We start from the raw sequence: 23,904 nt of genomic DNA on the forward strand, positions 1-23,904 counted from the left end.
CTCCTCGAGTGCAGTTCCTCAACAAACCTGAGCGTATCGGAGGGAAGGTCCCCGCCCCGGCTCAGCCGGACAGCCCACCGCCCTACCCTGGCTCCTCACCCGTCGCGGCAGGCGGCAGGGGGTCCTGGCGTGGCGACGGCACCCCCGGGCCGGGCTGTGCGGAGGACCGGGGTTCGTCGGCAGGCCCCCCGGAAGGACCGGTCGGCATGGCCCGGGTCTGTTCGGCGGAACCGGCTCCATACAGCCCTCCGGTGCCACGGGCGGCCGGCGGGGCCCCGTACACGCGGGGGGTGGGTGGCCTACCCGTGCCGTACACCTGACCGGGTGGCACGGCCGGCGGCACCACCCGCGGGCCGGAGGACCTCGGCGCGGGAGAACGGCTGGAACGGTAGGTCGTGCCGCCCGGATTACCCGGCGGGAGATCGACCTGCTCGCCACGCTCTCGCCGATCCTTGCGCGAGCGGTACACCAGCAGACCGATGATCAGCCCTCCGGCGGCGACCATCGCGACCCCGGCATACATCACCGGCGGGACACCACCGGACTGCTCGGCCGTCTGACCCAGGTCACCTGCGGGGTCCGCCGCCAAGGCCACAGTCGAGGCGGCCACCGGCGGGTCCTCCACAGTCACCTCGTCCGGCGTGGGGCTGGGCGACGGCGACCGGGACGGCGACGGCGACGGCGCTACCCGGCCGCCGGTCACCCGCGACTCCGCCACCGTCCGACCCAGCACGACCCCCCGCGCCGTGACCGCCTCACCGGTAACGATCAGCCGACCGCTGGGGGCGTCGGCGCCGAAGGCGACCCGGTACCGGATCGCCGCACCCTTGCGCTTGCAGAGTTCGTCCTTGGCCGGGGCGATCGGCGCGGTGGTGACCAGCCCGTCTGCGCCGGAGACCGGCACGGCCACCCACCGGCGGTCGACCTGCGCCTGAACGGTGACCTGCTCAGGTCGCACCCCGGGCAGACTCAGCCCCAGCGCGCCACGTACCCGGACACAGCCCTCGGTACGTTTGCGTACCTCCAGCCGGACCTCCTGAGCCGAGCGGCCCGCGGTGAAGCTACCGGCCGACCGCACCCGCACCCGGTCCTCGTCGGCGTGCGCCGGCGTACCGCCGAGCATCACCAGCCCGCTGAGGAGAACGCAGACCGTCGCAAGCCGCGCCGCACGACGACGTACCGACATGAGCTCCCACCGTTCCTCCCCCGGTCGGGGAATCGCCGGTCAGGCTACTACCGGAGCCGACCCTCGGCTCGTCATCGAGCGTCCCGGATGTGCGACCCGCCACGGGCGGTTGGTGGCGCCGGGCCGGCTGGATCGTACGGCGATGGCGGTCCCTTCACCCCGAGATCCGCCGCCTCCGCGACGAACCGCTCCGCGAACTCGACCTCCGCCCGCCAAGCCCGCCACGCCTCGTCGACCACCTCCGGGTCGGGCAGCACACCATCGAAGTCCGCGTCCGGGGCCGCCTCGCTGCACCAGATCCGTGGCGCGTCCAGCCCTGCCATCGTCCGCCGGAACCAGCCGCGCTCCACCTCGGCCAGATGCCGCACCAGGCCCAGCAGCGACATGGTCGACGGTGGCACGGACCGGCGGGCCAACGCCGCCGCGTCCAGCGGAACACTTCATCTCAAGGTCAGTCGCTCCCGCGCCGCCGGACCTCGCCCACCTCTCGCAGCTAGACGAGCATCAGCGACTGGTACGAACTGATCGGCGCGGACCGGAACGCGCCGTCCACGTCGTCGTCATCGGACAACCTTCAGGGTGAGCTCGTGGAGCCGGGCTGCGGCGCGTGAGTCGAATGATGGCTGGTCCAGGCTGATCGGCTGGTCCTGCATGAACGCGCTGAGCGGTTCGGCAGGCGGGTGGTCGATGCGGGTGACGATCGGCCTGATGCCCTCCTCGACTGGCTTGCCGTACCGCTTGAGCGACTCGACGTGGGCAGCGGTCGGCGCGTCGTACTCGCCCGCGAAGCTGGTCGACACGCCGCCGGGGTGGATCAACACATATCTGGTACGGCTGACAAGGTGGTGGTTGGCGTAGGCGACCCCGAGGAGGTCATTTGACTTCCCCGCCTGCATCTGGGCCGCCACCCCGTTGTAGCCGCGTTTCAGCATGAGGTCATTCCAACGGATCACATCCATCGGGAGGCCGGGCCCTGACACGTTGACGATGACCTGCGGGTCGGTCAGGCCGTGGCTGAGTAGGAACCGGCTCAGGTACTCCAGCGCGAACGTACCCTCGACGCCGTCCGCAGTCTCGAAGCGGGTCGAGCGGAAGTACCGGGCGCATAGCACGAGCGCGTCCAGGGTGGGGAACATGGAGCTGACCTCTTCGATCACCCGCCGGTTTTCGCTGATCAGGCTCAGGTCCGCCGGGATGAAATGGGCATTGGGCAGTGTCGCGGCCTTTTCCTTGTCCCGGCCGATGATGGCGACGGTGTCACCTCGTTCGAGATAGGTGCGGGCAAGCGCTCTGCCGATCCCGTCGGTGCCGCCAGTGATCACTATCGTCTTCATCAGGATGTCCTCCCAGACGTGGCGAGTTCCCCTTCTATGGCCGGCACAGGCGGGCCGGGCAAGAACGGGATGGCGGCCAGGACGACCACGATCATGGCAACGGCGAACCAGAAGACGCCATGGAAGCCGGTTATCGGGTCGCTGGCGGTCTGCACGATGAGCGTGACCAGCGCGACGCCGAGCGCGGCGCCGAGTTGGTTGAGCATGTAGAGCACCGAGCTGCCCTGCGCCACTAGGGCGGTGGGCAGGGTGCGGTAGAGCGATCCCATCGTGGGCGCGCTGAAGCAACCCATGCCCAGACCAATGGTGAAGGCGGCCAGGACGGGCCACAGTTCGGTGGTGTCCATGCCGATCCGAGTGAAGGCCAGCCCGCTCAGGGTAGCCACGATCGCGCCGACGGTGGCCAGCCCGCGGGCGCCGAGCCGGTCCGACAGCTTGCCGGCAAGTGGCATGGCGATGGCGCCACCGAGGCCGGCCGGTGCCATCAGTAGTCCGGCGGCGAGCACGCCGTGCCCGTGTGCGTGCTGGTAGTACAGCGGCAGCGCGAACAGGGTGGCGAAGTTGGCCAGGCCGCCGAGTCCCACGATGGTGACGCTGGCCGTGAATCCGCGGCTGCCGAACAGGCGCGGGTCGATTAGGGGTGGTGTGCGCTGGGCGAGGAGCGCGTGGATCGCATAGCCGGTCAGCATCACGGCGCCGGTGGCCAGCGGGATGAGTGCCTGCCAGGCGATGAACGCGGCCTGCTCGGCCGCCTGTGACATTGCCAGGACGAGGGCGGCGAATCCCGGTCCCAGCAGGGCCAGGCCAAGGACGTCAAGCCTGACTCGGGGCTGCTGTCCGGTCGGCGGGTCGGCAGGCAGGACACGCCGGGCGAGGAGGTAGGCGATGGCTCCGACGGGCACGCTGAGCAGGAACATCCAGCGCCACGGCAGGCTGGCGAGGATGGCCCCGCCCGCGATCGGGCCGAGGACCGGGCCGAGGGAGAGCACCACACCCATCAGGCCCATCACGCGTCCCGCGCGGTGGGGGCCGGCGGCGCGGGCCAGCAGGATCAGCACAAGCGGGTCGAGGATACCGGCGCCGATGCCCTGAAGAGTGCGGAAGACGATCAGGCTGCCGATATTCCAGGCCAGCCCGGCGGCGAGTGATCCGGCCAGGAACATCAGGAGGCCGGTGAGCCACAGACGTTTGCCGCCGACCCGATCGACAGCCCAGGTGGTGAACGGGATGGTGGCTGTGACGGCCAGCAGGAAGCCGGTGGATGTCCAGCCAACCGTGCTGAGCGAGGTGTCCAGGGCCTTGGCCAGGGTGTCGGTCGCGACGGCGGCCATCGTGCTGTTGAGGATGCCCAGCAGTCCACCGAGCAGAATCACGGCGATCATCCGCAACAGCGACGCATCCAGCCGACCTGCTGAACTCATTGGTTCAAAATAGTTATCCAAGCGGTTCGCGTGCAACCTCATTGTTCATGAAGTTGAACCAGGCAGTAAAGTCGGAGGGTGACGGGAGCTCGGAACGCGGCCACTGCGCGCGGACGGATCGACAAACGACAGGCGATCCTGGAGGGCGCCTTCAGGGTGTTTGCCCGGCAGGGGTACGCCCAAGCCTGCGTGCAGGAGATCGCGGACGAGGCCGGCGTGGCCAAGCCGACGGTGTACAACCACCTCACCGACAAGGCCACCCTGTTCCGGCACACGCTGGAGGCTATGGCGCAGATTGCGCTGCACGAGCGGCTGGCCGCCCTCGAGCCCCTTCACGAGACCGGCGAGGACCTGCGAGCAACGCTGGAAGACGTGGGCCATCGCCTGCTCCGCCTCCACTGCGATGACCGCTCGTGCGCGCTGCGGCGACTGCTCTACTCGGAGATCAACAGATTTCCCGACGCCCTCGACATCGTCCGGCAGCATGGACCTCATCGCCTCAACGAAGCCCTAGCCGACCGGTTCGCGCGGCTCATGCTCGCCGGTCGCCTGCAGACCGGCGACCCGGCACAAGCGGCCGAACAGTTCATGGCCCTGCTCATCGGCCCACTTGAGGCCCGATCCGAGATGGGCACACGCCAGATCAGCGATGCCGAGCTGGGTCAGCTAGCCGCCACCGCCGTTAGAACCTTTCTACTGGCCTTCGCTGGGCAGTCGTAGCCAGCCCGGAAGGATGATCGAGTATCACCGGGCGCAGCTGGGGTGCCGCTGATCGACGGTCCGATCCCACATTGGCCGGCGAGGCGAGGCGGCTAGCCGGGTTCGCCGAGCAGGTGCACGCGGTTGAGGTACGGCTCGCCGTACCCCTGATACTCCTCGGCGGGCGGATAGCGCGGTAGATCAGGCCGCTGGCTGTAGATGCCGCGACGCAACCCGGCCAACGGCATCGGCTGGGCATTGCCGTCGAGCACCAGCACGTCCGCGTCGATCGCGTTGAACGGGTACGCGGCCCCGTGGTGCCGGTACAGCGGTTGGTCGCTGACCAGCCCCACCTGCGGATCGACGTAGAGCACCTTGCCGTTCTGGTTCAACGCCACCCAGATGTGCGCGCCGCCCTGCTCAAGATGGTTGACGACGAAGGCGAAACTGCCGTGGCCACCCAGCCGGAGTTGATCGTGCAGGTTGCGGTAGCCGGTGTCCAGCGCCCGTTGCAACTCCACCGGCGTGGTCGCGTTGCCGTCGCAGAGCCGCTGGAAGCGGCCCCCGGTGACATCCTCGACCCGCCCGGTGCCGTCCTGCTCACCGTGCAACGGCCGGGTCACGTCACCGGCCTGGTACGCGTCGAAGGTACGTGGCGCGGAGACCCTGGGGCGACCATGCACCCAGGTGTCGTAGAGGGACAGGGTGCAGTCCAGGCAGTTGATGCCTCGGGTCGGATCCGCACGCGGCCCGCCGTCGTTCATCAACCCGAACCAGTCCCCGACCCGAGGATCGGGGGTCCGCACCACCTTGCCGGCCTCGTCCCGGGGAACCCGCTGTTCCACATCCAACTGGTGCAGGGCCAGTGGCGGGCGGAGCCCGCCCGGCTGGCCGTACCGGCGGGATCGGTCGATCGGCGGCGGGTGGTCGTCGTCGCCGGTCAGGGCGGAACGGTCGCCGGTGCCGATCGCACCCGGGGCTAGATCACCGACGTCGTCGTTGATCCGGTGGAAGTCCTCCGGCCGCTCGACGTCCACCACGTCGGGCACGACGGCACCCGAGGCCACCGCGTCCGCCAGATCCAGACACCGCCCGTACGCCCGGGCCTCCGCGTCGGCGGCCCGCTGCCAGCCCGTCGATGCCCTTCGGTGCCCCGACTGATGCAGCTGACGGGCATGCGCGACGAAGTCGCCAGCCCGCTGGTAATGCTCCTCCGCTTGGCTCCTCAGCCGCGCGGTCTCGTCCAGACGGCGTTTGTCCTCGAACCACGCCCGCTGCGACTCAAAGTAGCCCTGGTAGCGGCGTCGTTCGAGGGCCTCCCGCTCGGCAGCGAACCGGTCACGTCCCCGATCGTCAGGCCCCGACGGCCGGGTCGGCGGGGTGGTGCGCTCCCCAGGGTTGGTCGCCCGGAAGGCCGGGGCGAGCGCGTCGACCAAGGTAGAGCGGGGCGGTCCGGGTGGCGGCTCCGCTCGCGCGGATGCACCCATGGAGGGGCCTGTCTCCGGCCTGGCCATCGTCGGGGTACCCGGCACCGGGCCCATAGCCGGTCCCGTAGCTGTCGACACGCTCGCCACAGGCGGGCCGCCGGTCGTCACCGACTGGTTCACCGAGCCGGTCGAGACTGGGCTACCGCCCGTTCCCGGCCCTTCCAGACCGGTTAGGACGGTCGGAGAAGGCATCGACACCACCGACTGCGGACCAACGGCCGACAAGGTCGGACCCGGTTCGACCGCGGCCCCGCCGGACCCGGCCACCGGCCGGCCACCTGCCGCAGCCGGGCCCGCTTCCTCGGCCGAGCGGTGTTGCTCCCCCGCAGGGCCTTCGCGGCTCGGCGGGGCGGGATGGGCCGTCTCGATCAGCCGGTTCGGTGCCGCATCCAGGTCGACAGAATTCGGCAGTTCGCCGCCCGCGACCAGTCGGTCCATGCTGCCCTGCCGCGAGTCGACGGCCTCGACCGGGCCCGAGTCACCCTCCCCAGCCGAAGAGGGCGGGCCAGGGGCCCCAACCGACGAGGGCGAGCCCAGGTCGCCAGGCGCCGAGGGCGAGGTAGGCGTGCCGGCCAGGGCGGTCGAGTCCGTCGGCCCGGTGAAGAGTGGTTCGGTCGGGGTCCGCTGGGCCGGGATCATGCCCTCCGCTACCGGCGACGGATGCATCGATGCGCCGCCGCCCAGTGCCACCCCCGGGGTGGTCGGCCCGGGCATCACCGGCGGTAGCAGGGGTGAGCCGGACAACGCGGCCAACTGCCCGTCCAGGCGGGCCTGCAACGCGTGGTCAGCCTGGCCGGTGACCGAGCCACGGGCCCCCGAGACGGCCGCCCGGGCGGCGTCCTCCAGCGAGGTCAGCCCCTGCCCGGTGGCGAGGCTGGCGGCCTGGTCGGCGATCACCTCGCCGGTCATCTCCCGCCCCAGGTGTTCCACCATCCGCGCGCCCCGCCCATTGGCGTGTCGGCCCAGACCGGCCAGCGGAGCCGCCGCACCACCGGCCAGGCCGCCGAGCGCGTCGGCGCCCAGGTCGGTGACGTTCAGTTCGTGCCGACGGCCGGTGCTCTGCTGGTACGCCTGGGTGGCCAGGTTGATCCCGGCCTCCTGCGCCGCCTCCGTCACCCCCTCCCTAGCCAGGTGGCGGGTCAGGCCGCGGGCACCGCTCGTGGTCACCTGCTTCGCCGCGCGCTCGCCAGCCTCCTTGAGGCCCTGCTTGAGGGACTTACGCGCCAGTTGGGCCAGCAGGCGCCGGAAGATCTGCTGGACCAGGAACCGGGTCGCGGCGATCACCCCGGCGGCGGCCGGCGAGGCCGCACCGGCGGTGAGCACCGCCGCCACGGCCAGGGCCAGCAACTCGACCACCAGGATGCCCAACTCGATCCAGACTTCGAGCTTGGCTGCCTCGATGTCGCACCCGCACTCCTCCACCACCCGCCCGAGGTCGTGGCTGACCGCGAGCAGCACCGGCAGCGGGGCCTGCTCGCCGTCGGCCACCCGCCGCCAGGCATCGTCGAAGGCCGCCGCGACCGCGCCGACTCCGCCGTAGCCCTGATGCACCTCGCCGGCCGCCGTGCTCGCGTCCGTCTGCGGCCCGGCGAGGGAGGCAGCCACGGCGTACCACTTGTCGGCCAGATCCCAGACGGCGCGCTCGTCGCCCTCCGGCCATTCCATGCCGACCACCCAGTCGAGGGCCTCGTAGACCCAACCGGGCAGGTCCCATGGGGAATAGCTCAACGGGTGCGGGATGGGGCTGGGTAACACCGTCATCAAGGGTCTCCCGGTCCGGCTCAGGGCCGGGGGTGCGGATCGGACATCCGGTCGAACCGGGCGGCGTTGGCGGTGTCGGTCTGTTGGTTGGCCTCTACCGTGCGGACCACGTCGGCACCCAGGTCGGTCAGTCGCCGCCCCACGCCCGCCCAGACTCGCAGCACCATGTCCTCGTAGTCGCGGTACTGCCGCTCGAAGGCGGTGCCGATGTCGTCACGGCCCCAGGGGCGCCGGGCGCTGGCCGTCGATATCGCGGCTCCGGCCTCGGTGTGTCGACCGGTCACCGCCTCGCCCGCCCGGGTCAGGTCCGCCCCGCCGCGCCGGGCCCGGGACGGGTCGAGCCAGAGTTGTCCCGCCATCAAACGCTCCGCCGCAACACCGCGTCGGCCCGGCCGAGCAGGGTGCCGAAGTCACCGGTACGCAGGAAGTCGGCCGTCCCGGACCGGGCTGGCAGGTAGCTGCTCACGAGATCCTGAGTGGCCGTGGTCGCCGCAGCGGCGGCCCGACGGACCGTAGCGGTGATCTTCGCACTCAGCGCCTTGGGGTCCTGGTCGCGGTAGACCGCAGGGCTCAGCTCTACCGAGATCAGCTCGCCCTGGGCACCGACTGTCGCGGTCACCTGACCGTCGTCGGAGCGCTGGGTCACCCGCAGCTGCGCGAGCCTGGTCTGGAGTTCGTCCAGGCTGGACCGTAGCTGCTGGTACTGCCCGTGCACCTCGTCGAAACGGGCCCGGAGGGCACGGTTGGCATCGCGGTTCGCGCTGTCGGTCAACGCCATCCCTCTCGTCACCGTAGGTAAGCCGAACCATACCGGCTGCCACGGATTCGCGTTGTCCGGTAGGTTCGCGGTGTGATTGACCGCGAGCAGGCTGAGCAGATCGCGGCGGCCTGGGCCCGCCGTGACTCACAGCGTCTGGGTCACGAGTGCCGGCCCATGATCACCGAGTTCGACCTCGGGTACGTCATCACCACAACGGTGTCCGCTGAGGTCAGAGCGGTTCCCGGCGACCTGCCGACCACTGTGGTCGACAAGGAGACCGGCGAGGTGACCACCTGGCCCCGGGTCCCGCCGGAGACGGTGGAACAACTCTTCCGTCGCAGTCGACCCAGCGGGCCACCGGCTCCCCGTACGGTCGATCCGGCCAGCCAGTTGCTGCGGGAGATCCGTCGGCTGCCCACCCCGACCACAGCGGCACATCTGACCATCGAGGGCCGGGTCTTCATCGCCCAGGGTGTGAAGGGCGATGTGCAGCTCAACCACCATCGGCTGGTCCGGGCGTACCTCGACCAGCTACCCGCGGGGCACCTGGTCCGTGGCGGTGACCGGCACGCCGAACTCGTCGTCGTCTCCGACGTCCTGCACGAGTACGACCACCACCGCGCCACCGCAGGCCTCGCCCCGTTGACCATTGATGACGCCCGAGACCTGCTGGGCTCCGCCCGCTTCGAGGTCTTCCACATCCGCGAGCCCGGCGACCCTCACGGCGGGCCAGCCGACCGGCCCTGTGACTCGTGTATCGACATGCTTGTGGACTTCAGCCTGTTGCCATGGTCCGACCGTGCGTACACCGTGACGTGGTATCCCGATGCCGCACCCGACCCTTCCCCCGGGCGTTTTCCGCCAGAGGTCGCTCAGTCCCTCGTCGCCGCAGGTTGGCGACCACACTTCGGCGACGAGGTCGTCGCTATGTCGGCTATCCGCGATGTGAGCGCCGTACGAGGCAAGGTCCACGAGCACCCAGCCTTCCCTGCCGCAACCTCCACTCTTACCGCCTTCCCGAGCCTCGTAGGCGGACGCCGAGGCCCAGGGGAACAAGTGTGGATCTCTCGTTTCGACATCCGGCCTCGGCAGGTCGCGCACACCGCCGACACGCTCGCCGATTTCGCGGCGGTGATCGGGGCGCGGCTGTTCCCGATCGGCACGGAGAACCAGCACAGCATCATCGCGGTCGACGAGCACGGCCGGATCTTCGCCCTCGATCAGGCCGGCGAGTGGTTCCTCGGCGCGGACATCGACCAGGCGCTCGTCACCCTGCTACTCGGTCGCGCCCCCGCCCGGGTACGCGACGACGGCACTTGGTGATCCTTCTCCGGCGTTAACAAGGGGCCCTTTCTCTACCGCAGGCGTTAAGAAGGTGCCCTTCCTTACAGGACCAGGCCGGTGAGGACGGTGACACGGGGGTCGGTGTAGTCGTCCATGGCGCTGCGCAGGCCCTCCCGACCGACACCGCTGCCCTTCACGCCCCCGTACGGCATCTGGTCGGCGCGGTACGAGGGGACATCCCCGACGATCACCCCGCCGACCTCAAGGGTGCGGGCCGCCGCGAAGGCGACATCCAGGCGGCGGGTGAAGACCCCGGCCTGCAGGCCGTACGCCGAGTCGTTGACGGCGGCGAACCCGGCGGCGTCGTTCTCGACCCGGGCCACCACGAGCACCGGGCCGAACACCTCCTCGGCGCACACCTTCGCGTCGTCCGGTACTCCACTGAGGATGGTGGGCGGGTAGGTCGCCCCCTCCCGCTGGCCGCCGGTCTCGATGGTGGCCCCGGCCGCCACGGCCTCCTCCACCCAGGCCTCGACCCGACGGGCGGCCTCGACGGAGATCAGCGGGCCGACGTCGGTCAGCGGGTCGCCGGGGTCGCCGGTGCGCAGTTCCCGTACGGCCGCGACGAGGCGGGGCAGGAAGCCGTCGTAGAGCCACTCGTGCACGTACACCCGCTGCACCGCGATGCAGGACTGACCGGCCTGGTAGTTGGAGAAGGTGGCGATCCGCTGGGCCGCGAAGGTCAGGTCCTCGTCGGCGGAGAAGTCTTCGCAGATCAAGGCCGCCGCGTTGCCGCCCAGCTCCAGCGTCACGTGCTTGTCCGGTGCGGATCGGCGGATGGTCGCGCCGACGGGCCCGGAGCCGGTGAACGACACGACCGGCAGCCGAGGGTCGGTGACCAGGTCGGCGGCGCGTTCGTTGGGCAGCGGCAGCACCGAGAACATCCCTGCGGGCAGGTCGGTCTCGGCCAGGATTTCGCCGAGCAGCAGCGCCGAGAGCGGGGTGGCCGGTGCCGGCTTGACGACGATGGGTGCGCCGACCGCGATGGCCGGGGCCACCTTGTGGGCCACCAGGTTGAGCGGGAAGTTGAACGGGGTGATGCCCAGGACCGGCCCCTTGGGCACCCGCCGGACCAGGGCGATGCGGCCGGTGGCGGCCGGGTCGGTGTCGAGCCGTTGCAGTTCACCGGAGTAGCGCCGGGCCTCCTCGGCCGCCCAGCGGAAGGTGGACACCGCCCGGCCCACCTCGGCCCGGGCCCACTTGACCGGCTTGCCATTCTCGGCGGTGATCAGGGCGGCGATCTCCTCGGCCCGCTCGGCCAGCCGACGCGAGACGTGGTCCAGGGCCGCCGCCCGGGCGTACGCGGGCAGCGCAGCGGCCGTCGCCGCCACCTCGGCCGCCGCCGCCACGGCCGCCTCGACCTGGTCGGCGGTGGCGAGGGTGGTACGCCCCACCGGGCGCCCGTCGTACGGATGGTGGACGGTCACCTCCTCGGTGCCGTGGGTGGGTCGACCGGCGACGAAGAACGGTGTGAGGTCCACGTTCCGCAGCCTAATCCAGAGCCAGGCCGACGGAAACGGTCGCCTTGACCCTTGTCTGCCGCGAATTCAGTAGCGAAGATGGCACGAAGGTTGCGATAACCGCCGCAGCGCGCCCCCGGACCCCTTCGGAGTGATCCTGTCATGAGTGACCAGCAGAAGCTGCGCAACTTCGTCAACGGCGAGTACGTCGAGCCGGTCGACGGTGGCTACGCCGACCTGATCGACCCCTGCACCGGGGAGGTCTTCGCCCAGGCCCCGGTCTCCGGGGCCGCCGATGTCGACGCGGCGATGCGGGCCGCCGCCACCGCCTTCGAGAGCTGGCGGGACAGCACTCCGGCGGAGCGGCAGAAGGCCCTGCTCAAGCTCGCCGACGCGGTAGAGGCCCGGGCCGCCGACCTGGTCGACGCCGAGGTCCGCAACACCGGCAAGCCCCGGCAGCTCACCGCCGATGAGGAGTTGCCGCCCGCGGTGGACGAGTTCCGCTTCTTCGCCGGTGCCGCCCGGCTGCTGGAGGGCCGTTCGGCGGGTGAGTACATGGCCGGGCACACCTCCTACGTGCGGCGCGAGCCGATCGGGGTCTGCGCCCAGGTCACCCCGTGGAACTACCCGCTGATGATGGCGGTCTGGAAGATCGCGCCCGCCCTGGCGGCCGGCAACACCGTGGTGCTGAAGCCGTCGGACACCACCCCGGTGTCGACGCTGCTGCTGGCCGAGATCGCCGCCGAGGTCCTGCCGCCGGGGGTGTTCAACGTGGTCTGCGGTGACCGGGACACCGGCCGGGCCCTGGTCGCGCACCCCACCCCGCAGCTGGTGTCGATCACCGGCTCCACCCGGGCCGGCATGGAGGTCGCCGCCGCCGCCGCGCCCGACCTCAAGCGCACCCACCTGGAACTGGGCGGCAAGGCCCCGGTGGTGATCTTCGACGACGCCGACATCGCGGCGGCGGCCGAGGCCATCGCGATGGGCGGCTACTTCAACGCCGGCCAGGACTGCACCGCCGCCACCCGGGTGTTGACCGCACCCGGGGTCCACGAGGATTTCGTCGCCGCCCTCACCGAGCAGGCCCGCAACACCAGGACCGGCCTGCCGGACGAGGAGGACGTGCTCTACGGTCCGCTAAACAACGCCAACCAACTGGCCCGGGTACGCGGCTTCGTGGACCGGCTGCCGGATCACGCGAACGTGCAGACCGGCGGCTCCCAGGTGGGTGAGCGGGGCTACTTTTACGCCCCCACGGTCGTCTCCGGCCTGCGCCAGGCCGACGAGATCATCCAGCAGGAGGTCTTCGGCCCGGTCATCACCGTGCAGCGTTTCTCCGACGAGGACGAGGCGGTGCGCTGGGCCAACGGGGTCGACTACGGCCTGTCCGCCTCGGTCTGGACCCGTGACCACGGTCGGGCGATGCGGATGACCCGGCGACTCGACTTCGGCTGCGTCTGGGTGAACACCCACATCCCGTTCATCTCCGAGATGCCGCACGGCGGGTTCAAGCACTCCGGGCACGGCAAGGACCTCTCGATCTACAGCCTGGAGGACTACACCCGGATCAAGCACGTCATGCACAACATCGAAGGCTGATCCGTCTCATGACCTCTTCAGCGGAGCTGCACAAGCGGCGGGGTTCGGCCGTCGCCCGGGGTGTCGGCAGCGTCATCTCCTCCTATGTCGACACCGCCTCCGGCGGCACCCTGACCGATGTCGAGGGCCGTCAGTGGATCGACTTCGCCGCCGGCATCGCGGTCACCAACGTGGGCAACAGCGCCCCCAAGGTGGTCGAGGCGGTACGCGCCCAGGTCGAACGCTTCACCCACACCTGCTTCATGGTCGCGCCGTACGAGTCGTACGTGGCGGTCTGCGAGCAGCTCAACGAGCTGACTCCGGGTAGCTTCGAGAAGCGTTCGGCGTTGTTCAACTCCGGTGCCGAGGCGGTGGAGAACGCCGTCAAGATCGCCCGGCACGCCGCCGGTCGACCGGCGGTGGTGGTCTTCGACCACGCGTACCACGGCCGGACCAACCTGACCATGGCGTTGACCGCGAAGAACATGCCGTACAAGCACCGGTTCGGGCCGTTCGCCGGGGAGATCTACCGGGTGCCGATGTCGTATCCGCTGCGCGACGGTGGCCTGGACGGCGCCACCGCGGCGGCTCGGGCGATCGAGTTGGTGGAGAAGCAGGTCGGCGCGGAGAACGTCGCGGCGTTGCTGATCGAGCCGATCCAGGGCGAGGGCGGTTTCGTCGTACCGGCGGCGGGTTTTCTGCCGGCGTTGCGCGAGTGGGCGACGGGGGCCGGGGTGGTCTTCATCGCCGACGAGATCCAGACTGGCTTCTGCCGCACCGGCGACTGGTTCGCCTGCCAGCACGAGGGGGTCGAGCCGGATCTGATCGCCCTGGCCAAGGGCATCGCCGGTGGGTTGCCGCTGGCCGCGGTGACCGGCAGGGCGGAGCTGATGGACGCGGTGCATGTCGGTGGGCTGGGCGGCACCTACGGGGGTAATCCGATCGCCTGCGCCGCCGCCCTGGCCTCGATCGAGACGATGCACGAGCTGGACCTGGCCACGGCCGCCCGGCGGATCGAGGCGGTGCTGACCACCCGGCTGCGGGCCATCGCCGAACGGGATCCCCGGGTGGCCGAGGTACGCGGTCGCGGCGCGATGCTCGCGGTGGAGATCGTGCAGCCGGGCACCCTGACCCCCGACCCGGTCGCCACGGCGGCGATCTCGGCGGCCTGCCACGCCGCCGGCCTGCTCACCCTGACCTGCGGCACCTACGGCAACGTGCTGCGTTTCCTGCCCCCGCTGGTCATCTCCGACGAGGACCTGTCCCGCGGCATGGACATCCTCGACGCCGCCTTCGGGTGACCCGAGACGGCCGGGTGACTGCCGCGTCCGCATCGCGCGACAGCCACCCGGCCCGGTCTCAGCGCAGCAGCTCGACGGTGTTGTTGCGGACCAGGTTCTTGCCGGGTTCCCGGATCTGTTCCATCGCCGCGGAGTTGAGCAGCACGCAACTACCCGACGGCCCGGTCACCGTCACCGTGGTCGACCGGGTGTTGTCCAGGTTGGTCACCCGCAGCCGGGTGCCGACCGGGAACCGGTCGCTGGTGGCAGCCGGAGCGGCCACCTCCTCGAAGAAGGTGATCGCGCCCTGGCAGACGGACCCGGTGACCGGGCGAACCGCGGGCGGCGACGCCACGCCGGGTCGGTCGGCGATCTGACCCGGCTGCCCGGGCTGCGCCGCGGCACCGCCCAGCCGCTCGACCACGTTTCGCCGGATGACGTTCTTCCCCGGTTCGCGGACCAGGTCCATCGCGGCGGCGTTGAGCAGCACGCAACTACCCGACGGCCCGACCACGGTCACCTCCGCCGTCCTGGCGTTGTCCAGATTTGTCACCCGCAGTCTGGTTCCGATCGGAAACTGGTTGCTGGTGGCGGCCGGCGCACCCCCTTCGGCCGAGAAGGTGATCGAGCCAGGGCAGACGCTCTGGGCGGTCGGCGTGCTGTCGGCGAATCCGAGCCCGGTGCCCACCACCATGGCCCCGGCGACCACCACCGCCACCCCCGCCGCCAGCATGTGCTTACGCTGCACCCTCACCTGTTGCCTCCCGTTCTCGGCAGCTGCGTTCGGATGCTGGTACGGCGTGGGAGCGCTATCGGGTTCAGGTGAATCGAAAACAAGGTTTCGCATCTGCTCTCCGGCGCCGCCGCACCCTCACAGGACAACGCCGCGCCAGCCCCGGCCCGGCGCTCCGCGATCTTGCACTCTTTGTCGCTCGTTCGTCCGCTTGCATCCTCTTTGCACCGACAGAAAGTGCAAGATCGCGGGTCAGGGAGGGCGGGCGGGGTGAGGGTGAGGCGGTTAGGAGAGGGCGGCTCGGATGGTGGCGATTATGTGGGCGGGGCGGCGGTACAGGTCGCGGTCGGTGAAGTAGCGCATCCGCCAGCCCTGCGCGTCGAGCCAGTTGACCCGCTCCCGGTCGTACCGCAGGGCATCCCGGTCCAGGTGGGAGAGGCCGTCGTACTCGATGCCTACCCTGCGCTCCCGGTAGCCCAGGTCGAGACGGTACCGCAGGGTGCCGTAGCGGTCCGGGACCCACAATTGCGGCTCGGGTGGCGGCAGTCGCCCGTCCAACAGCACCAACCGCAGTTGGCTCTCCTGGCGGCATTCCGCTCGACCGTCGGCCAGCGGCACCAACTCTCGCGCCTGGCGTACGCCGCGTAGCGCCCGATGTGCGCCCACCTCGGCGAGCAGATCGTCCGGGGTCACCGCCTCGGATCGCAGCGCCGAGTCCAGCACGGGCAGTGCATCGAACCGAGGCACCGTACGCGCCAGGTCGACCGCGCAACGCGCCGCAGGCACGCACGGCAGCCCTCGTACCAGCACCGGCTGCACCGGTAACACGCTGTGGTGCACCGTCAGCCCGGGCAGTCGGGGTTTCGGCACGCTGGGCGGCACCTGGACGTGCACGAGATCGTCGCGCAGTACCCCGAACCCGTGCCGCCGCGCCGCCGTCTGCCGGGCGAACATGGCGCCCGCCGGCAGACACATCAGGAGAGCTCGTAGTTCGTCCTCATCGTCGACAGGCTGTTCGGCGTAGACACCCCGGCGTACCCGATGCAGTTCCTCCCGACTGAGCCGGGTGCGCAGCCGACGGGCGGTCAGGGTACGCACCAAGCTTTCCACTCGCCACAGTTGAGCAGTCACCCCCGCACCCTGCCCCGCCCACACCCCTCACCCCCACCCCACGGTCCTCCCCTGTGGACAACCAACCGCCCTGTGGATAACCCCCACCCACCCCCTCTTTCGTGCTAGGCACCCCCCACCACCCCGTCGATCTTGCACTTTCGGTCGCTGATTCGAGGCTTTCATCCCGTTATGCACCGACCAAAAGTGCAAGATCGACGGGGCGAAGGGCGGGGGGCGCGGCGGGTGAGGGGCGACGGGGGTCAGGAGTCGAAGCCCAGACCAAGCCGGTCGAGGGTGCGGAGCCAGAGGTTGCGGTGTCCCTGTCGGGCGTCGGCGCGGGCCAGGGACCAGCGGGTGAGTCCGATGCCGACCGCGCGGGCCGGTTCGGGTGGGAAGGGCAGGGGCTTGTCGCGCACCAGGGCGAGTCGGGTCAGCGGGGTGTCCGCCCCGGCGACCAGGTCGAGCAGCACCCGGGCGCCGAAGCGGGTAGCCCCGACCCCCAGCCCGGTGTAGCCGGCCGCGTACGCCAGCCGACCGTCGTAGGCGGTGCCGAAGAAGGCGCAGAACCGGGTGCAGGTGTCGATCACCCCACCCCACCGGTGACTGAACCGCACCTCGGCCAACTGCGGGAAGGTGGTGAAGAAGTGGCTGGCCAGGGCGGTGAAGGTGGCCTCGCGTTGTTCCAGGGCTGGGGCCACCCGGTTGCCGTAGTGGTAGACCGCGTCGTACCCACCGAACAGGATCCGACCGTCGCCGGTGATCCGGTAGTAGTGGAACTGGTTGCCGGTGTCCGCCAACCCCTGCCGGTTGCGCCAGCCGATGGCGTCCCGCTGGGCGGGGGTCAGCGGTTCGGTCATCAGGGCGTAGTCGTACACCGGCACCACCCAGGCGCGCAGCCGGCGCAGCAGCGGCGGGAAAGCGTTCGTGGCCAGCACCACCCGGTCGGCGCGTACCGCCCCGGGGAGACCGTCGGCACCGGTGGTCTGGGCCAGCAGGGCCCCTCCGGCCCGACGCAGCCCGGTCACCCGGGTGTGCTCGTGGATGCGTACCCCGAGGTCCAGGCAGGCCCGGCGCAGCCCCCAGGCCAGTCGCGCCGGGTCCAGCATCGCCACCCGGTCGCGGTCCCACAACCCGCCGAGGTACGTCGGGGAGTCCACCTCGGCCCGTACCTCGTCGGCGTCGAGCAGGCTGACCTGGTGGCCGTACCGCCGGGCCAGGGCGGCGTCCTCGGCCAACCCGTCGAGTTGGTACGGCTCGACCGCCACGGACAACTCGCCGGTGCGTTCGAAGTCGCAGTCGATGTCGTACCCGGCCACGGTCGCCGCGATGGCGTCCAGGTTCTCCCGACCCAACCGCTCCAACTCGTCGATCTCGTCCGGGAACCGTTGCACCCCGTTGGCCAGCCCGTGGGTCAGCGAGGCGGCACAGAACCCACCGTTGCGTCCGGAGGCCGCCCAGCCGCAGGTGCCCGCCTCCACCAGCAGCACGTCCCGCCCCGGGTCGGCCTGCTTGGCCAGCAGGGCGGCCCACAACCCGCCGTACCCGCCGCCGATCACCAGCAGGTCGGCGCTGGTCGGCCCGGCCAGCGGCGGCAACGGATCGGGCCGCTCCGGCCGGTCCAGCCAGTACGGTGCGCGTACCGCGTCGGTGTGGGCCCGGTCGGGCGGCGGCAGGTTCATGACCGGCCGGCCGCCCGGGGGGCCGGCACGGCCGCCATGAGCGCCGCCCGGCGGGCCCGCCGCCCCCGCGCCATGGTGGCCAGCACCAGCAGCAGGGCGAACGCGAACATGGCCGTGCCGATCACGTTGACCTGCGGGGGGATGCCCCGCTGGGCGGCACCCCAGACGTACATCGGGAAGGTGACAGTGGTGCCGGAGTTGAAGTTCGTGATGATGAAGTCGTCGAAGCTGAGCGAGAAGGCCAGCAGGGCGGCGGCGACGATGCCGGGCAGCACCAGCGGCAGGGTGATCCGCCGGAAGGTCTGCCACTCGCTGGCGTACAGGTCCATCGCGGCCTCCTCCAGCCGCCGGTCCATCCCGGCCAGCCGCGCCTTGACCGTCACCACCACGAACGACAGGCAGAACATGACGTGCGCGATGACGATGGTCCAGAAGCCCAGCGGCACCCCACCGGCGACGAACAGGGCCAGCAGGGAGGTCCCCATCACCAGTTCCGGGGTGGCCATCGGCAGGAAGATCAGCACGTTGAGCCCGGAGCGGCCCCGGAACCGGTGCCGGACCAGGGCGAAGGCCATCAGGGTGCCCAGCGCGGTGGCGGCCACGGTGGCGAGGAAGCCGATCTGGGCGCTGCGCAGCACGGCGTCGCACATGTCCGAGGTGGCGCACGGGTTACGCCAGTTGTCGAGGGTGAACTCGTTGAAGTCGTACGACAGTCGGCTCGACGGGCGGTTGAACGACAGCGCGGCGACCACGGCGATCGGCAGGAACAGGTAGCCGAGCACCAGCAGCGCCACCCCCATCACCCAGTGCTGGGCGAACCACCGAGAGACCCGGCTCACCGAGCCCACCTTTCGTTCGCGACTGCGGGGCTCCGCTGCGCTGCACTCCTCGCGCTCACAGGACATCCTCCGTGCCCGCCCGGCGGAGGTAGACGAAGACCACCGCCAGGATCGCCGACATCAGCAGGAACGACAGGGCCGCCCCCTGGGGGTAGTCCAGCCGGACCAGGAAGGCCGAGTCGATGACGTTGCCGATCATGAACTGGTTCGGGGTGCCAAGCAGTTCGGCGTTGATGTAGTCACCGGTCGCCGGGATGAAGAAGAGCAGGGTGCCGGCGATCAGCCCGGGCATCGACAGCGGCAGGGTGACCCGGCGGAAGGTCTTCAGCGGGCTGGCGTACAGGTCACTGGCGGCCTCCAACAGCCGGGGGTCCAGCCGCTCCAGGCTCGCGTACAGCGGCAGCACCAGAAACGGCAGGAAGTTGTACGTCAGGCCGAGCACCACCGCGATCGGGGTGGCCAGCAGCCGCCCGTCCGGGCCGAGCAGGTGCACGTCGCGCAGCAGCCCGACCAGCCAACCGTTGTCCGACAGGATGGTCTTCCAGGCCAGGGTGCGTACCAGGAAGCTGGTGAACATGGGGGCCACCACGCAGACCAGCAGCAGGTTCTTCCAGCGCCCGGCCTTCTGGGCGATCGCGTACGCCAGCGGGTAGCCCATCAGCAGGGCCAACACCAGGGCGATGCCGGCGTACATGAACGATCGACTGAACTGCGGCCAGTACTGCTGCAGGGCGGTCGGATAGTTGCCGAAGGCCCAGGTCAACGCGTACCCGGTGGAGAGGGAACCTTCTGGGTCGTAGAGGCTGGCCGAGGCCAGTTGCACAAGCGGCACGGCGAAGAACAGCAGCAGCCAGGCCGCGCCGGGCAACAACAGCAGGTACGGCAGGAACCGGTACCGCGCCGAGCGGGCGGCCGGCGGTGACACCGGCTGCCCGGAACCCGTGGGTACGTGAGCGAAGACGCTCACGAGGACGCACCCACCGGCTGGTCGAGTACGGGCGAGGTGCGGTCGTCCTCCCCGGCCCGGCGGTCGAGCAGGAAGGCGTGCCGGGGGTCCCAGTAGGCCACCGCCCGTTCCCCGACGGCGAAGCGCTGCTGGGTTCCGCTGTTGGCGACGAAGACGCTCAGCTCGGTGCCCCAACTGGTACGCAGCAGATACTGGGTGCTCACCCCGACGTACGAGGCGTCCGAGATCGTCCCGTCCAGGTGCTGGCTACCGGCGGGCACCTGCACGGCCGCCGCGGCCAGGTGCAGCTTCTCCGGGCGTACGCCCAGATAGACCGGGCCCTGGTCGGTGCGGGCCCGGGCCGACGGCACGGAGAACCGTGCGCCCCGCGCGGTGACCAGGGTGTCGTCCCCGTTGCTGCCGGAGACCTCACCGGCGATCAGGTTGGACTGGCCGAGGAAGTTGGCCACGAAGGCGGTGGCCGGGAACTCGTAGATGTCGGCCGGTGCGCCGAGTTGCTCGATCCGTCCGGCGTTCATCACCGCGACCGTGTCGGCCATCGTCATGGCCTCCTCCTGGTCGTGGGTGACATGCACGAAGGTGATGCCCACCTCGGTCTGGATCCGCTTGAGTTCGATCTGCATCTGGCGCCGCAGTTTGAGGTCCAGCGCGCCCAGCGGCTCGTCGAGCAGCAGCACCTGCGGGTGGTTGATCAGGGCTCGGGCCAGTGCGACCCGTTGCTGCTGGCCGCCGGAGAGCTGGGCCGGGCGGCGTCGCTCGTACCCGTCGAGTTGCACCAGGGACAGCATCTGCCGCACCTGACCCTCCACCGACCGGATGCCGCGTCTACGCAGCCCGAAGGCCACATTCTCGAAGATGTCCAGGTGCGGGAAGAGTGCGTAGCTCTGGAACACCGTGTTGACCGGCCGCTTGTACGGACGCAGCCCGGCGATGTCCCGGTCACCGAGCAGCACCTGCCCGCTGGTCGGCTCCTCCAGCCCGGCGACCATCCGCAGGGTGGTCGTCTTGCCGCAGCCGGAGGCACCGAGCAGGGCGAAGAAGGAGCCCTGGGCGATGGTCAGGCTGAGATCGTCGACGGCGGTGAAGGCGCCGAAGGTCTTGGTGAGGTTGGCCAGGCGCAGGTCGCCGGCCGGTGTCTCCCGGGCCATCGTCACGCTCCGATAACCTGCTGGAACTTGGTCTCGTACTCGCGCTCCTGCTTCTCATCCAAGGCCATGAAGACCCGGGACTTGGCCAGAATGTCCTGGTCGGGGAAGATCAGCGGGTTCGCGGCCAGCTTCGGGTCGATCTTCTCCATCTCCGCCTGGGCCCCCTGCACCGGGCAGATGTAGTTGACGAAGGCGGCCAGCTGGGCGGCGACCGCGGGCTCGTAGTAGTGGTTCATCAGCGCTTCGGCGTTGGCCTTGTGGGTCGCCTTGTTCGGTACGAGCATGTTGTCCGACCAGAGCATCACCCCGGACTCGGGTACCACGAACTTGATCTTCTCGTCGTCGAAGCCGAGTTGGATGATGTCGCCGGACCAACCGATGCACGCCGCGATGTCCCCCTTGGCCAGGTCGGGGGCGTAGTCGTTGCCGGTGAACCGGCGGATCTGCCCGGAGTCGACGGCCTTCTTGAGCTTGTTGAGCGCGTCGTCGAACTGGCCGCTGGTGAAGTCGGACGGGTTGTGGCCGTTGGACATCAACAGCAACCCCATGGTGTCCCGCATCTCGGTCAACGCGGTCACCTTGCCCTTGAGATCCGGGCGGGTCAGCAGTTCGTCCAGGGTACGCAGCTCGCCGGTGACCCGTCCGTTGTAGGCCAACCCGGCCAGGCCGGACTGCCACGGCACGGCCAGCTGGTTGTCCGCGTCGAAGGGACGGTTGCGCAGCGAGGGCAGCAGGTTCGCCTCGACGTTGGGCAGGTTGGCCTTGTCCAGCTTCTGGATCCAGCCCAGCCGGATCATCCGGGCGGCCATCCAGTCGGTGAGCACCATGATGTCCCGCCCGGTGCCCTGGCAGGCCGCGAGCTGGTTCTGCACCTTGCCGAAGAACTCGTTGTTGTCGTTGACATCCTCGGTGTAGCTCACCTGGATGCCACTCTTGCTGACGAACCCGTCCAGCGAGGGCCGCTTGGCGGTGTCATCGTCGTCGACGTCCATGTACTGCGGCCAGTTGGAGAAGGCCAACTTCTTCTCCGTACCGGACAGGTCCTCGCTGACGCAGCCGGCCTCGGTCTGTTGGGCACCGGGGGTGCCACAACCGGCGAGGGTGCCACCGGCGGCGAGCAGGGCAGCCGAACCGAGGGTGCCAGTGAGCAGCCCACGCCGGGTGAGGGGCCGGAAGGCACTACGCATGTGACGACTCCTATTGCTCGATCGGCGGTAGGACGGGGGTGACACGCCGGCGGGAGGGTCAATGGCGATGGACGACTGATCCTGACATGAGCAACCCTCTCGTACAAGGGATTCCGTTGTCGCTATAGCTTCGGACGACGGATTACGCCAGAACCGCCGATAACGTTAGGCTCAGTCGGTGATGGACATGGGGAGCGGTCGATGACGAACCGGCAGCACGACAACGGCAGCGGCGGGCGCCGGGTCAGTGTGCGCGAGGGCGCGAGTCACGCCCTGCTCGACGACGTGGCCAAGCAGATCATCGAGCAGCTCCAGGAAGACGGCCGTCGGCCGTACGCCACCATCGGCAAGGCCGTGGGGCTCTCCGAGGCAGCCGTACGCCAGCGGGTGCAGCGCCTGCTCGACGCCGGGGTGATGCAGATCGTCGCGGTGACCGACCCCCTTCAGCTCGGCTTCCCCCGACAGGCCATGATCGGCCTTCGTACCGACGGAGACCTGGAATCCGTCGCCGACCGGATCGCCGATATCGACGAGGTCGACTACGTGGTGATCACCGCCGGCTCCTTCGACCTGCTGGCCGAGGTGGTCTGCCGCAACGACGAGCACCTGCTGGAGATCCTGCAACGCCTACGCGCCGTCCCCGGCGTGGTCTCCACCGAGGCCTTCGTCTACCTCAAACTCCGCAAGCAGACCTACACCTGGGGCACCGCCTAACCCCGCTCGGCCGGCCCCGCCCCGCCCTGCACGCCTGCCCTGCCCGCCTCGGCCCGGCCGAGCTGGCCCGCCCAGCCCGGCTTGTGCTTGATCGACTCCGTTACGGCGTAACGGCGGTATCAGGGCAGCGTCGACCCCGCCATTACGGCGTAACGGAGTCGATCAGTCAGCCCGGCACGGCGAACCGCGACGGTCAGCGGCCAGCTTGGCGCGGGGTGGCCGCGACGAAGGTACGCCAGGCGTCGGGGGTGAAGGTCAACAGGCCGCCGGCCCGATCCTTGCTGTCGCGTACCAGGATCCGGCCGGGCAGGTTGTCCGCCACTTCGACACAGTTGCCGCCGTTGTTGCTGCTGCGGGTGGCGGTGCGCCAGCGGGCGCCGGTCATCTCCATGTCGTCGCCACTTCCCTGATCAGCTCGATGGACTGGCGACGGGGCAGCGCCTCGCCGGTGACGCTCTCCCATCTAGCGCCCAGGCTAGCAAGGTCGGCACGCTCGGTCACCACCTGACCGCGCAGCTGATTGTCCAGATAGGCCGCCTCGCCGCCGTCCGGCGTGCGGGCCAGCACGAAGGGCCCGGCCAGGCCGGTGTGCCACGGATTCTCCGCCGGAATCACCCGAACCTGTACGTGCTCCCGCTCGCCCACCTCGGCCAGGTGGGCGAGTTGCTCCGCCATCACCGCCCGATCGCCGCCCACCTGCCGGCGCAGCACCACCTCGTCGATCACCGCGACCAGTTGGAGCGGATTCTCCCGCTCCAACACCCGCTGCCGCGCCAACCGCCCGGCGACGATCTCCTCCACCTCCGTCGGCGGCAACAGGCCGCCGGTGGCCAGCACCCCTCGGGCGTACGCCTCGGTCTGGAGCAGCCCCGGCACCAACAGCGGCTCATATGATCGGAGTGAGCTGGCTTTCTGCTCCAGTTTCGCCCACTCCCGGAACCAGGGCAGATCGCGGCGGCGAAACGGCTCGGGCCAGAGTTCCTCGGCCTGACGCCCGAGCACGGTGGCGACGGCGACCCTGGTCCGAGGATGCGGAGTGCGCCCGTCGGCGACCCACCGACCCGCCGTCTTCGGGTCGACGCCGACCTTCCCGGCCAACGACTCAGCGGTCTCGCCCTTGTTCACCATCGCCGGCCTCAGCGCCTCGTTCATCTCCCGACCTCCGCCCGAGCGTCACGTTGCGCTGCACGCTAGCCACCCTGAGTGGCGCTGTC

At 70.1% G+C, this 23,904-nt stretch carries 22 protein-coding genes; 5 read left to right on the forward strand and 17 right to left on the reverse strand.

The features are described 5' to 3' along the window. Window positions 1-82: 82 nt before the first annotated feature. The 4 genes from ACLQ2T_RS07615 to ACLQ2T_RS07630 all read right to left on the reverse strand — a co-directional run bounded on the left by ACLQ2T_RS07615 (window position 83) and on the right by ACLQ2T_RS07630 (window position 3,983). Window positions 83-1,186 carry a hypothetical protein gene (locus tag ACLQ2T_RS07615; RefSeq protein WP_425765277.1) on the reverse strand — a complete coding sequence of 368 codons (1,104 nt, stop codon included), beginning with the start codon at window positions 1,184-1,186 and terminating at the stop codon, window positions 83-85. Between the two features lie 71 nt (window positions 1,187-1,257). Then, window positions 1,258-1,572 (reverse strand): DUF664 domain-containing protein, encoded by a 315-nt coding sequence (locus ACLQ2T_RS07620; RefSeq protein WP_425765278.1) that lies wholly within the window; start codon window positions 1,570-1,572, stop codon window positions 1,258-1,260. Between the two features lie 174 nt (window positions 1,573-1,746). Then, window positions 1,747-2,520, reverse strand: coding sequence for an SDR family NAD(P)-dependent oxidoreductase (locus ACLQ2T_RS07625; protein ID WP_425765279.1), 774 nt, complete (start codon window positions 2,518-2,520; stop codon window positions 1,747-1,749). Beyond that, a complete protein-coding gene (locus ACLQ2T_RS07630; RefSeq protein WP_425765280.1) occupies window positions 2,520-3,983 on the reverse strand; it encodes a DHA2 family efflux MFS transporter permease subunit in 1,464 nt (487 codons plus the stop codon). The genes ACLQ2T_RS07625 and ACLQ2T_RS07630 overlap by 1 nt, the downstream gene beginning before the upstream one ends. Before the next feature lie 36 nt (window positions 3,984-4,019). On the opposite strand from ACLQ2T_RS07630, the gene ACLQ2T_RS07635 reads away from it, so the two are divergent. Further along, window positions 4,020-4,661: a TetR/AcrR family transcriptional regulator gene (locus tag ACLQ2T_RS07635; protein WP_425765281.1), complete on the forward strand. Its 642-nt coding sequence runs from the start codon at window positions 4,020-4,022 to the stop codon at window positions 4,659-4,661. 92 nt (window positions 4,662-4,753) lie between these two features. Here the strand turns inward: ACLQ2T_RS07635 and ACLQ2T_RS07640 are convergent, their stop codons facing one another. From ACLQ2T_RS07640 to ACLQ2T_RS07650, 3 genes are read right to left on the reverse strand one after another with little or no spacing between them, the layout of a single operon-like run. Continuing rightward, window positions 4,754-7,888 (reverse strand): toxin glutamine deamidase domain-containing protein, encoded by a 3,135-nt coding sequence (locus ACLQ2T_RS07640; RefSeq protein ID WP_425765282.1) that lies wholly within the window; start codon window positions 7,886-7,888, stop codon window positions 4,754-4,756. 20 nt (window positions 7,889-7,908) lie between these two features. Then, window positions 7,909-8,247, reverse strand: coding sequence for a hypothetical protein (locus ACLQ2T_RS07645; RefSeq protein WP_425765283.1), 339 nt, complete (start codon window positions 8,245-8,247; stop codon window positions 7,909-7,911). Then, a complete protein-coding gene (locus tag ACLQ2T_RS07650) occupies window positions 8,247-8,666 on the reverse strand; it encodes a YbaB/EbfC family nucleoid-associated protein (RefSeq protein ID WP_425765284.1) in 420 nt (139 codons plus the stop codon). The genes ACLQ2T_RS07645 and ACLQ2T_RS07650 overlap by 1 nt, the downstream gene beginning before the upstream one ends. A 72-nt stretch (window positions 8,667-8,738) precedes the next feature. On the opposite strand from ACLQ2T_RS07650, the gene ACLQ2T_RS07655 reads away from it, so the two are divergent. Beyond that, window positions 8,739-9,971, forward strand: coding sequence for an SUKH-3 domain-containing protein (locus ACLQ2T_RS07655; RefSeq protein ID WP_425765285.1), 1,233 nt, complete (start codon window positions 8,739-8,741; stop codon window positions 9,969-9,971). Between the two features lie 62 nt (window positions 9,972-10,033). On the opposite strand, the gene ACLQ2T_RS07660 is transcribed toward ACLQ2T_RS07655, so the two are convergent. Then, window positions 10,034-11,473, reverse strand: coding sequence for an aldehyde dehydrogenase family protein (locus ACLQ2T_RS07660; protein ID WP_425765286.1), 1,440 nt, complete (start codon window positions 11,471-11,473; stop codon window positions 10,034-10,036). Window positions 11,474-11,614: 141 nt separating this feature from the next. Here ACLQ2T_RS07660 and ACLQ2T_RS07665 point away from each other — a divergent pair, with 141 nt between their 5' ends. Both ACLQ2T_RS07665 and gabT read left to right on the forward strand, forming a co-directional pair. Continuing rightward, window positions 11,615-13,051, forward strand: a complete 1,437-nt coding sequence (locus tag ACLQ2T_RS07665) for a gamma-aminobutyraldehyde dehydrogenase (RefSeq protein WP_425765287.1) — start codon at window positions 11,615-11,617, stop codon at window positions 13,049-13,051. A gap of 8 nt (window positions 13,052-13,059) precedes the next feature. Then, on the forward strand, window positions 13,060-14,331 hold the full coding sequence (gene gabT / locus ACLQ2T_RS07670; protein WP_425765288.1) for a 4-aminobutyrate--2-oxoglutarate transaminase: 1,272 nt from the start codon (window positions 13,060-13,062) through the stop codon (window positions 14,329-14,331). A 58-nt stretch (window positions 14,332-14,389) separates the two neighbouring features. On the opposite strand, the gene ACLQ2T_RS07675 is transcribed toward gabT, so the two are convergent. From ACLQ2T_RS07675 to ACLQ2T_RS07705, 7 genes are all read right to left on the reverse strand, one after another. Continuing rightward, window positions 14,390-15,064 (reverse strand): hypothetical protein, encoded by a 675-nt coding sequence (locus ACLQ2T_RS07675; RefSeq protein WP_425765289.1) that lies wholly within the window; start codon window positions 15,062-15,064, stop codon window positions 14,390-14,392. 264 nt (window positions 15,065-15,328) lie between these two features. Then, window positions 15,329-16,174 (reverse strand): DUF559 domain-containing protein, encoded by an 846-nt coding sequence (locus tag ACLQ2T_RS07680; RefSeq protein ID WP_425765290.1) that lies wholly within the window; start codon window positions 16,172-16,174, stop codon window positions 15,329-15,331. A gap of 242 nt (window positions 16,175-16,416) precedes the next feature. Then, window positions 16,417-17,835 (reverse strand): NAD(P)/FAD-dependent oxidoreductase, encoded by a 1,419-nt coding sequence (locus ACLQ2T_RS07685; RefSeq protein WP_425765291.1) that lies wholly within the window; start codon window positions 17,833-17,835, stop codon window positions 16,417-16,419. Continuing rightward, window positions 17,832-18,674 (reverse strand): ABC transporter permease, encoded by an 843-nt coding sequence (locus tag ACLQ2T_RS07690; protein ID WP_425765292.1) that lies wholly within the window; start codon window positions 18,672-18,674, stop codon window positions 17,832-17,834. Before ACLQ2T_RS07690 ends, ACLQ2T_RS07685 begins: the two co-directional genes overlap by 4 nt. Window positions 18,675-18,729: 55 nt before the next feature. After that, window positions 18,730-19,641, reverse strand: coding sequence for an ABC transporter permease (locus tag ACLQ2T_RS07695; RefSeq protein WP_425765293.1), 912 nt, complete (start codon window positions 19,639-19,641; stop codon window positions 18,730-18,732). Beyond that, the gene (locus ACLQ2T_RS07700) at window positions 19,638-20,789 is read right to left on the reverse strand and encodes an ABC transporter ATP-binding protein (RefSeq protein ID WP_425765294.1); all 1,152 of its coding nucleotides are present in this window, start codon (window positions 20,787-20,789) and stop codon (window positions 19,638-19,640) included. The genes ACLQ2T_RS07695 and ACLQ2T_RS07700 overlap by 4 nt, the downstream gene beginning before the upstream one ends. A 2-nt stretch (window positions 20,790-20,791) precedes the next feature. Continuing rightward, window positions 20,792-21,976 (reverse strand): extracellular solute-binding protein, encoded by a 1,185-nt coding sequence (locus ACLQ2T_RS07705; protein WP_425765295.1) that lies wholly within the window; start codon window positions 21,974-21,976, stop codon window positions 20,792-20,794. Between the two features lie 201 nt (window positions 21,977-22,177). Here ACLQ2T_RS07705 and ACLQ2T_RS07710 point away from each other — a divergent pair, with 201 nt between their 5' ends. Next, a complete protein-coding gene (locus ACLQ2T_RS07710; protein ID WP_327022632.1) occupies window positions 22,178-22,690 on the forward strand; it encodes an Lrp/AsnC family transcriptional regulator in 513 nt (170 codons plus the stop codon). Window positions 22,691-22,883: 193 nt separating this feature from the next. Here the strand turns inward: ACLQ2T_RS07710 and ACLQ2T_RS07715 are convergent, their stop codons facing one another. Continuing rightward, window positions 22,884-23,081 (reverse strand): DUF397 domain-containing protein, encoded by a 198-nt coding sequence (locus ACLQ2T_RS07715; RefSeq protein WP_425765296.1) that lies wholly within the window; start codon window positions 23,079-23,081, stop codon window positions 22,884-22,886. Then, window positions 23,072-23,842 (reverse strand): Scr1 family TA system antitoxin-like transcriptional regulator, encoded by a 771-nt coding sequence (locus tag ACLQ2T_RS07720; RefSeq protein ID WP_425765297.1) that lies wholly within the window; start codon window positions 23,840-23,842, stop codon window positions 23,072-23,074. Before ACLQ2T_RS07720 ends, ACLQ2T_RS07715 begins: the two co-directional genes overlap by 10 nt. Between the last annotated feature and the right edge of the window lie 62 nt (window positions 23,843-23,904).

The sequence above is a fragment of the Micromonospora sp. DT229 genome, assembly GCF_049844505.1.
In the GTDB taxonomy this organism is placed as follows: Bacteria; Actinomycetota; Actinomycetes; order Mycobacteriales; family Micromonosporaceae; genus Micromonospora.

Bases quoted from the DNA above. Each gene is read 5' to 3' on its own strand.
- gabT (WP_425765288.1), top strand. From the start codon at position 13,060: ATGACCTCTTCAGCGGAGCTGCACAAGCGGCGGGGTTCGGCCGTCGCC.
- ACLQ2T_RS07665 (WP_425765287.1), top strand. From the start codon at position 11,615: ATGAGTGACCAGCAGAAGCTGCGCAACTTCGTCAACGGCGAGTACGTC.
- ACLQ2T_RS07700 (WP_425765294.1), bottom strand. From the start codon at position 20,789: ATGGCCCGGGAGACACCGGCCGGCGACCTGCGCCTGGCCAACCTCACC.
- ACLQ2T_RS07625 (WP_425765279.1), bottom strand. From the start codon at position 2,520: ATGAAGACGATAGTGATCACTGGCGGCACCGACGGGATCGGCAGAGCG.
- ACLQ2T_RS07650 (WP_425765284.1), bottom strand. From the start codon at position 8,666: ATGGCGTTGACCGACAGCGCGAACCGCGATGCCAACCGTGCCCTCCGG.
- ACLQ2T_RS07615 (WP_425765277.1), bottom strand. From the start codon at position 1,186: ATGTCGGTACGTCGTCGTGCGGCGCGGCTTGCGACGGTCTGCGTTCTC.
- ACLQ2T_RS07710 (WP_327022632.1), top strand. From the start codon at position 22,178: ATGACGAACCGGCAGCACGACAACGGCAGCGGCGGGCGCCGGGTCAGT.
- ACLQ2T_RS07620 (WP_425765278.1), bottom strand. From the start codon at position 1,572: ATGTCGCTGCTGGGCCTGGTGCGGCATCTGGCCGAGGTGGAGCGCGGC.
- ACLQ2T_RS07720 (WP_425765297.1), bottom strand. From the start codon at position 23,842: ATGAACGAGGCGCTGAGGCCGGCGATGGTGAACAAGGGCGAGACCGCT.
- ACLQ2T_RS07640 (WP_425765282.1), bottom strand. From the start codon at position 7,888: ATGACGGTGTTACCCAGCCCCATCCCGCACCCGTTGAGCTATTCCCCA.
- ACLQ2T_RS07715 (WP_425765296.1), bottom strand. From the start codon at position 23,081: ATGGAGATGACCGGCGCCCGCTGGCGCACCGCCACCCGCAGCAGCAAC.
- ACLQ2T_RS07705 (WP_425765295.1), bottom strand. From the start codon at position 21,976: ATGCGTAGTGCCTTCCGGCCCCTCACCCGGCGTGGGCTGCTCACTGGC.
- ACLQ2T_RS07645 (WP_425765283.1), bottom strand. From the start codon at position 8,247: ATGGCGGGACAACTCTGGCTCGACCCGTCCCGGGCCCGGCGCGGCGGG.
- ACLQ2T_RS07685 (WP_425765291.1), bottom strand. From the start codon at position 17,835: ATGAACCTGCCGCCGCCCGACCGGGCCCACACCGACGCGGTACGCGCA.
- ACLQ2T_RS07630 (WP_425765280.1), bottom strand. From the start codon at position 3,983: ATGAGGTTGCACGCGAACCGCTTGGATAACTATTTTGAACCAATGAGT.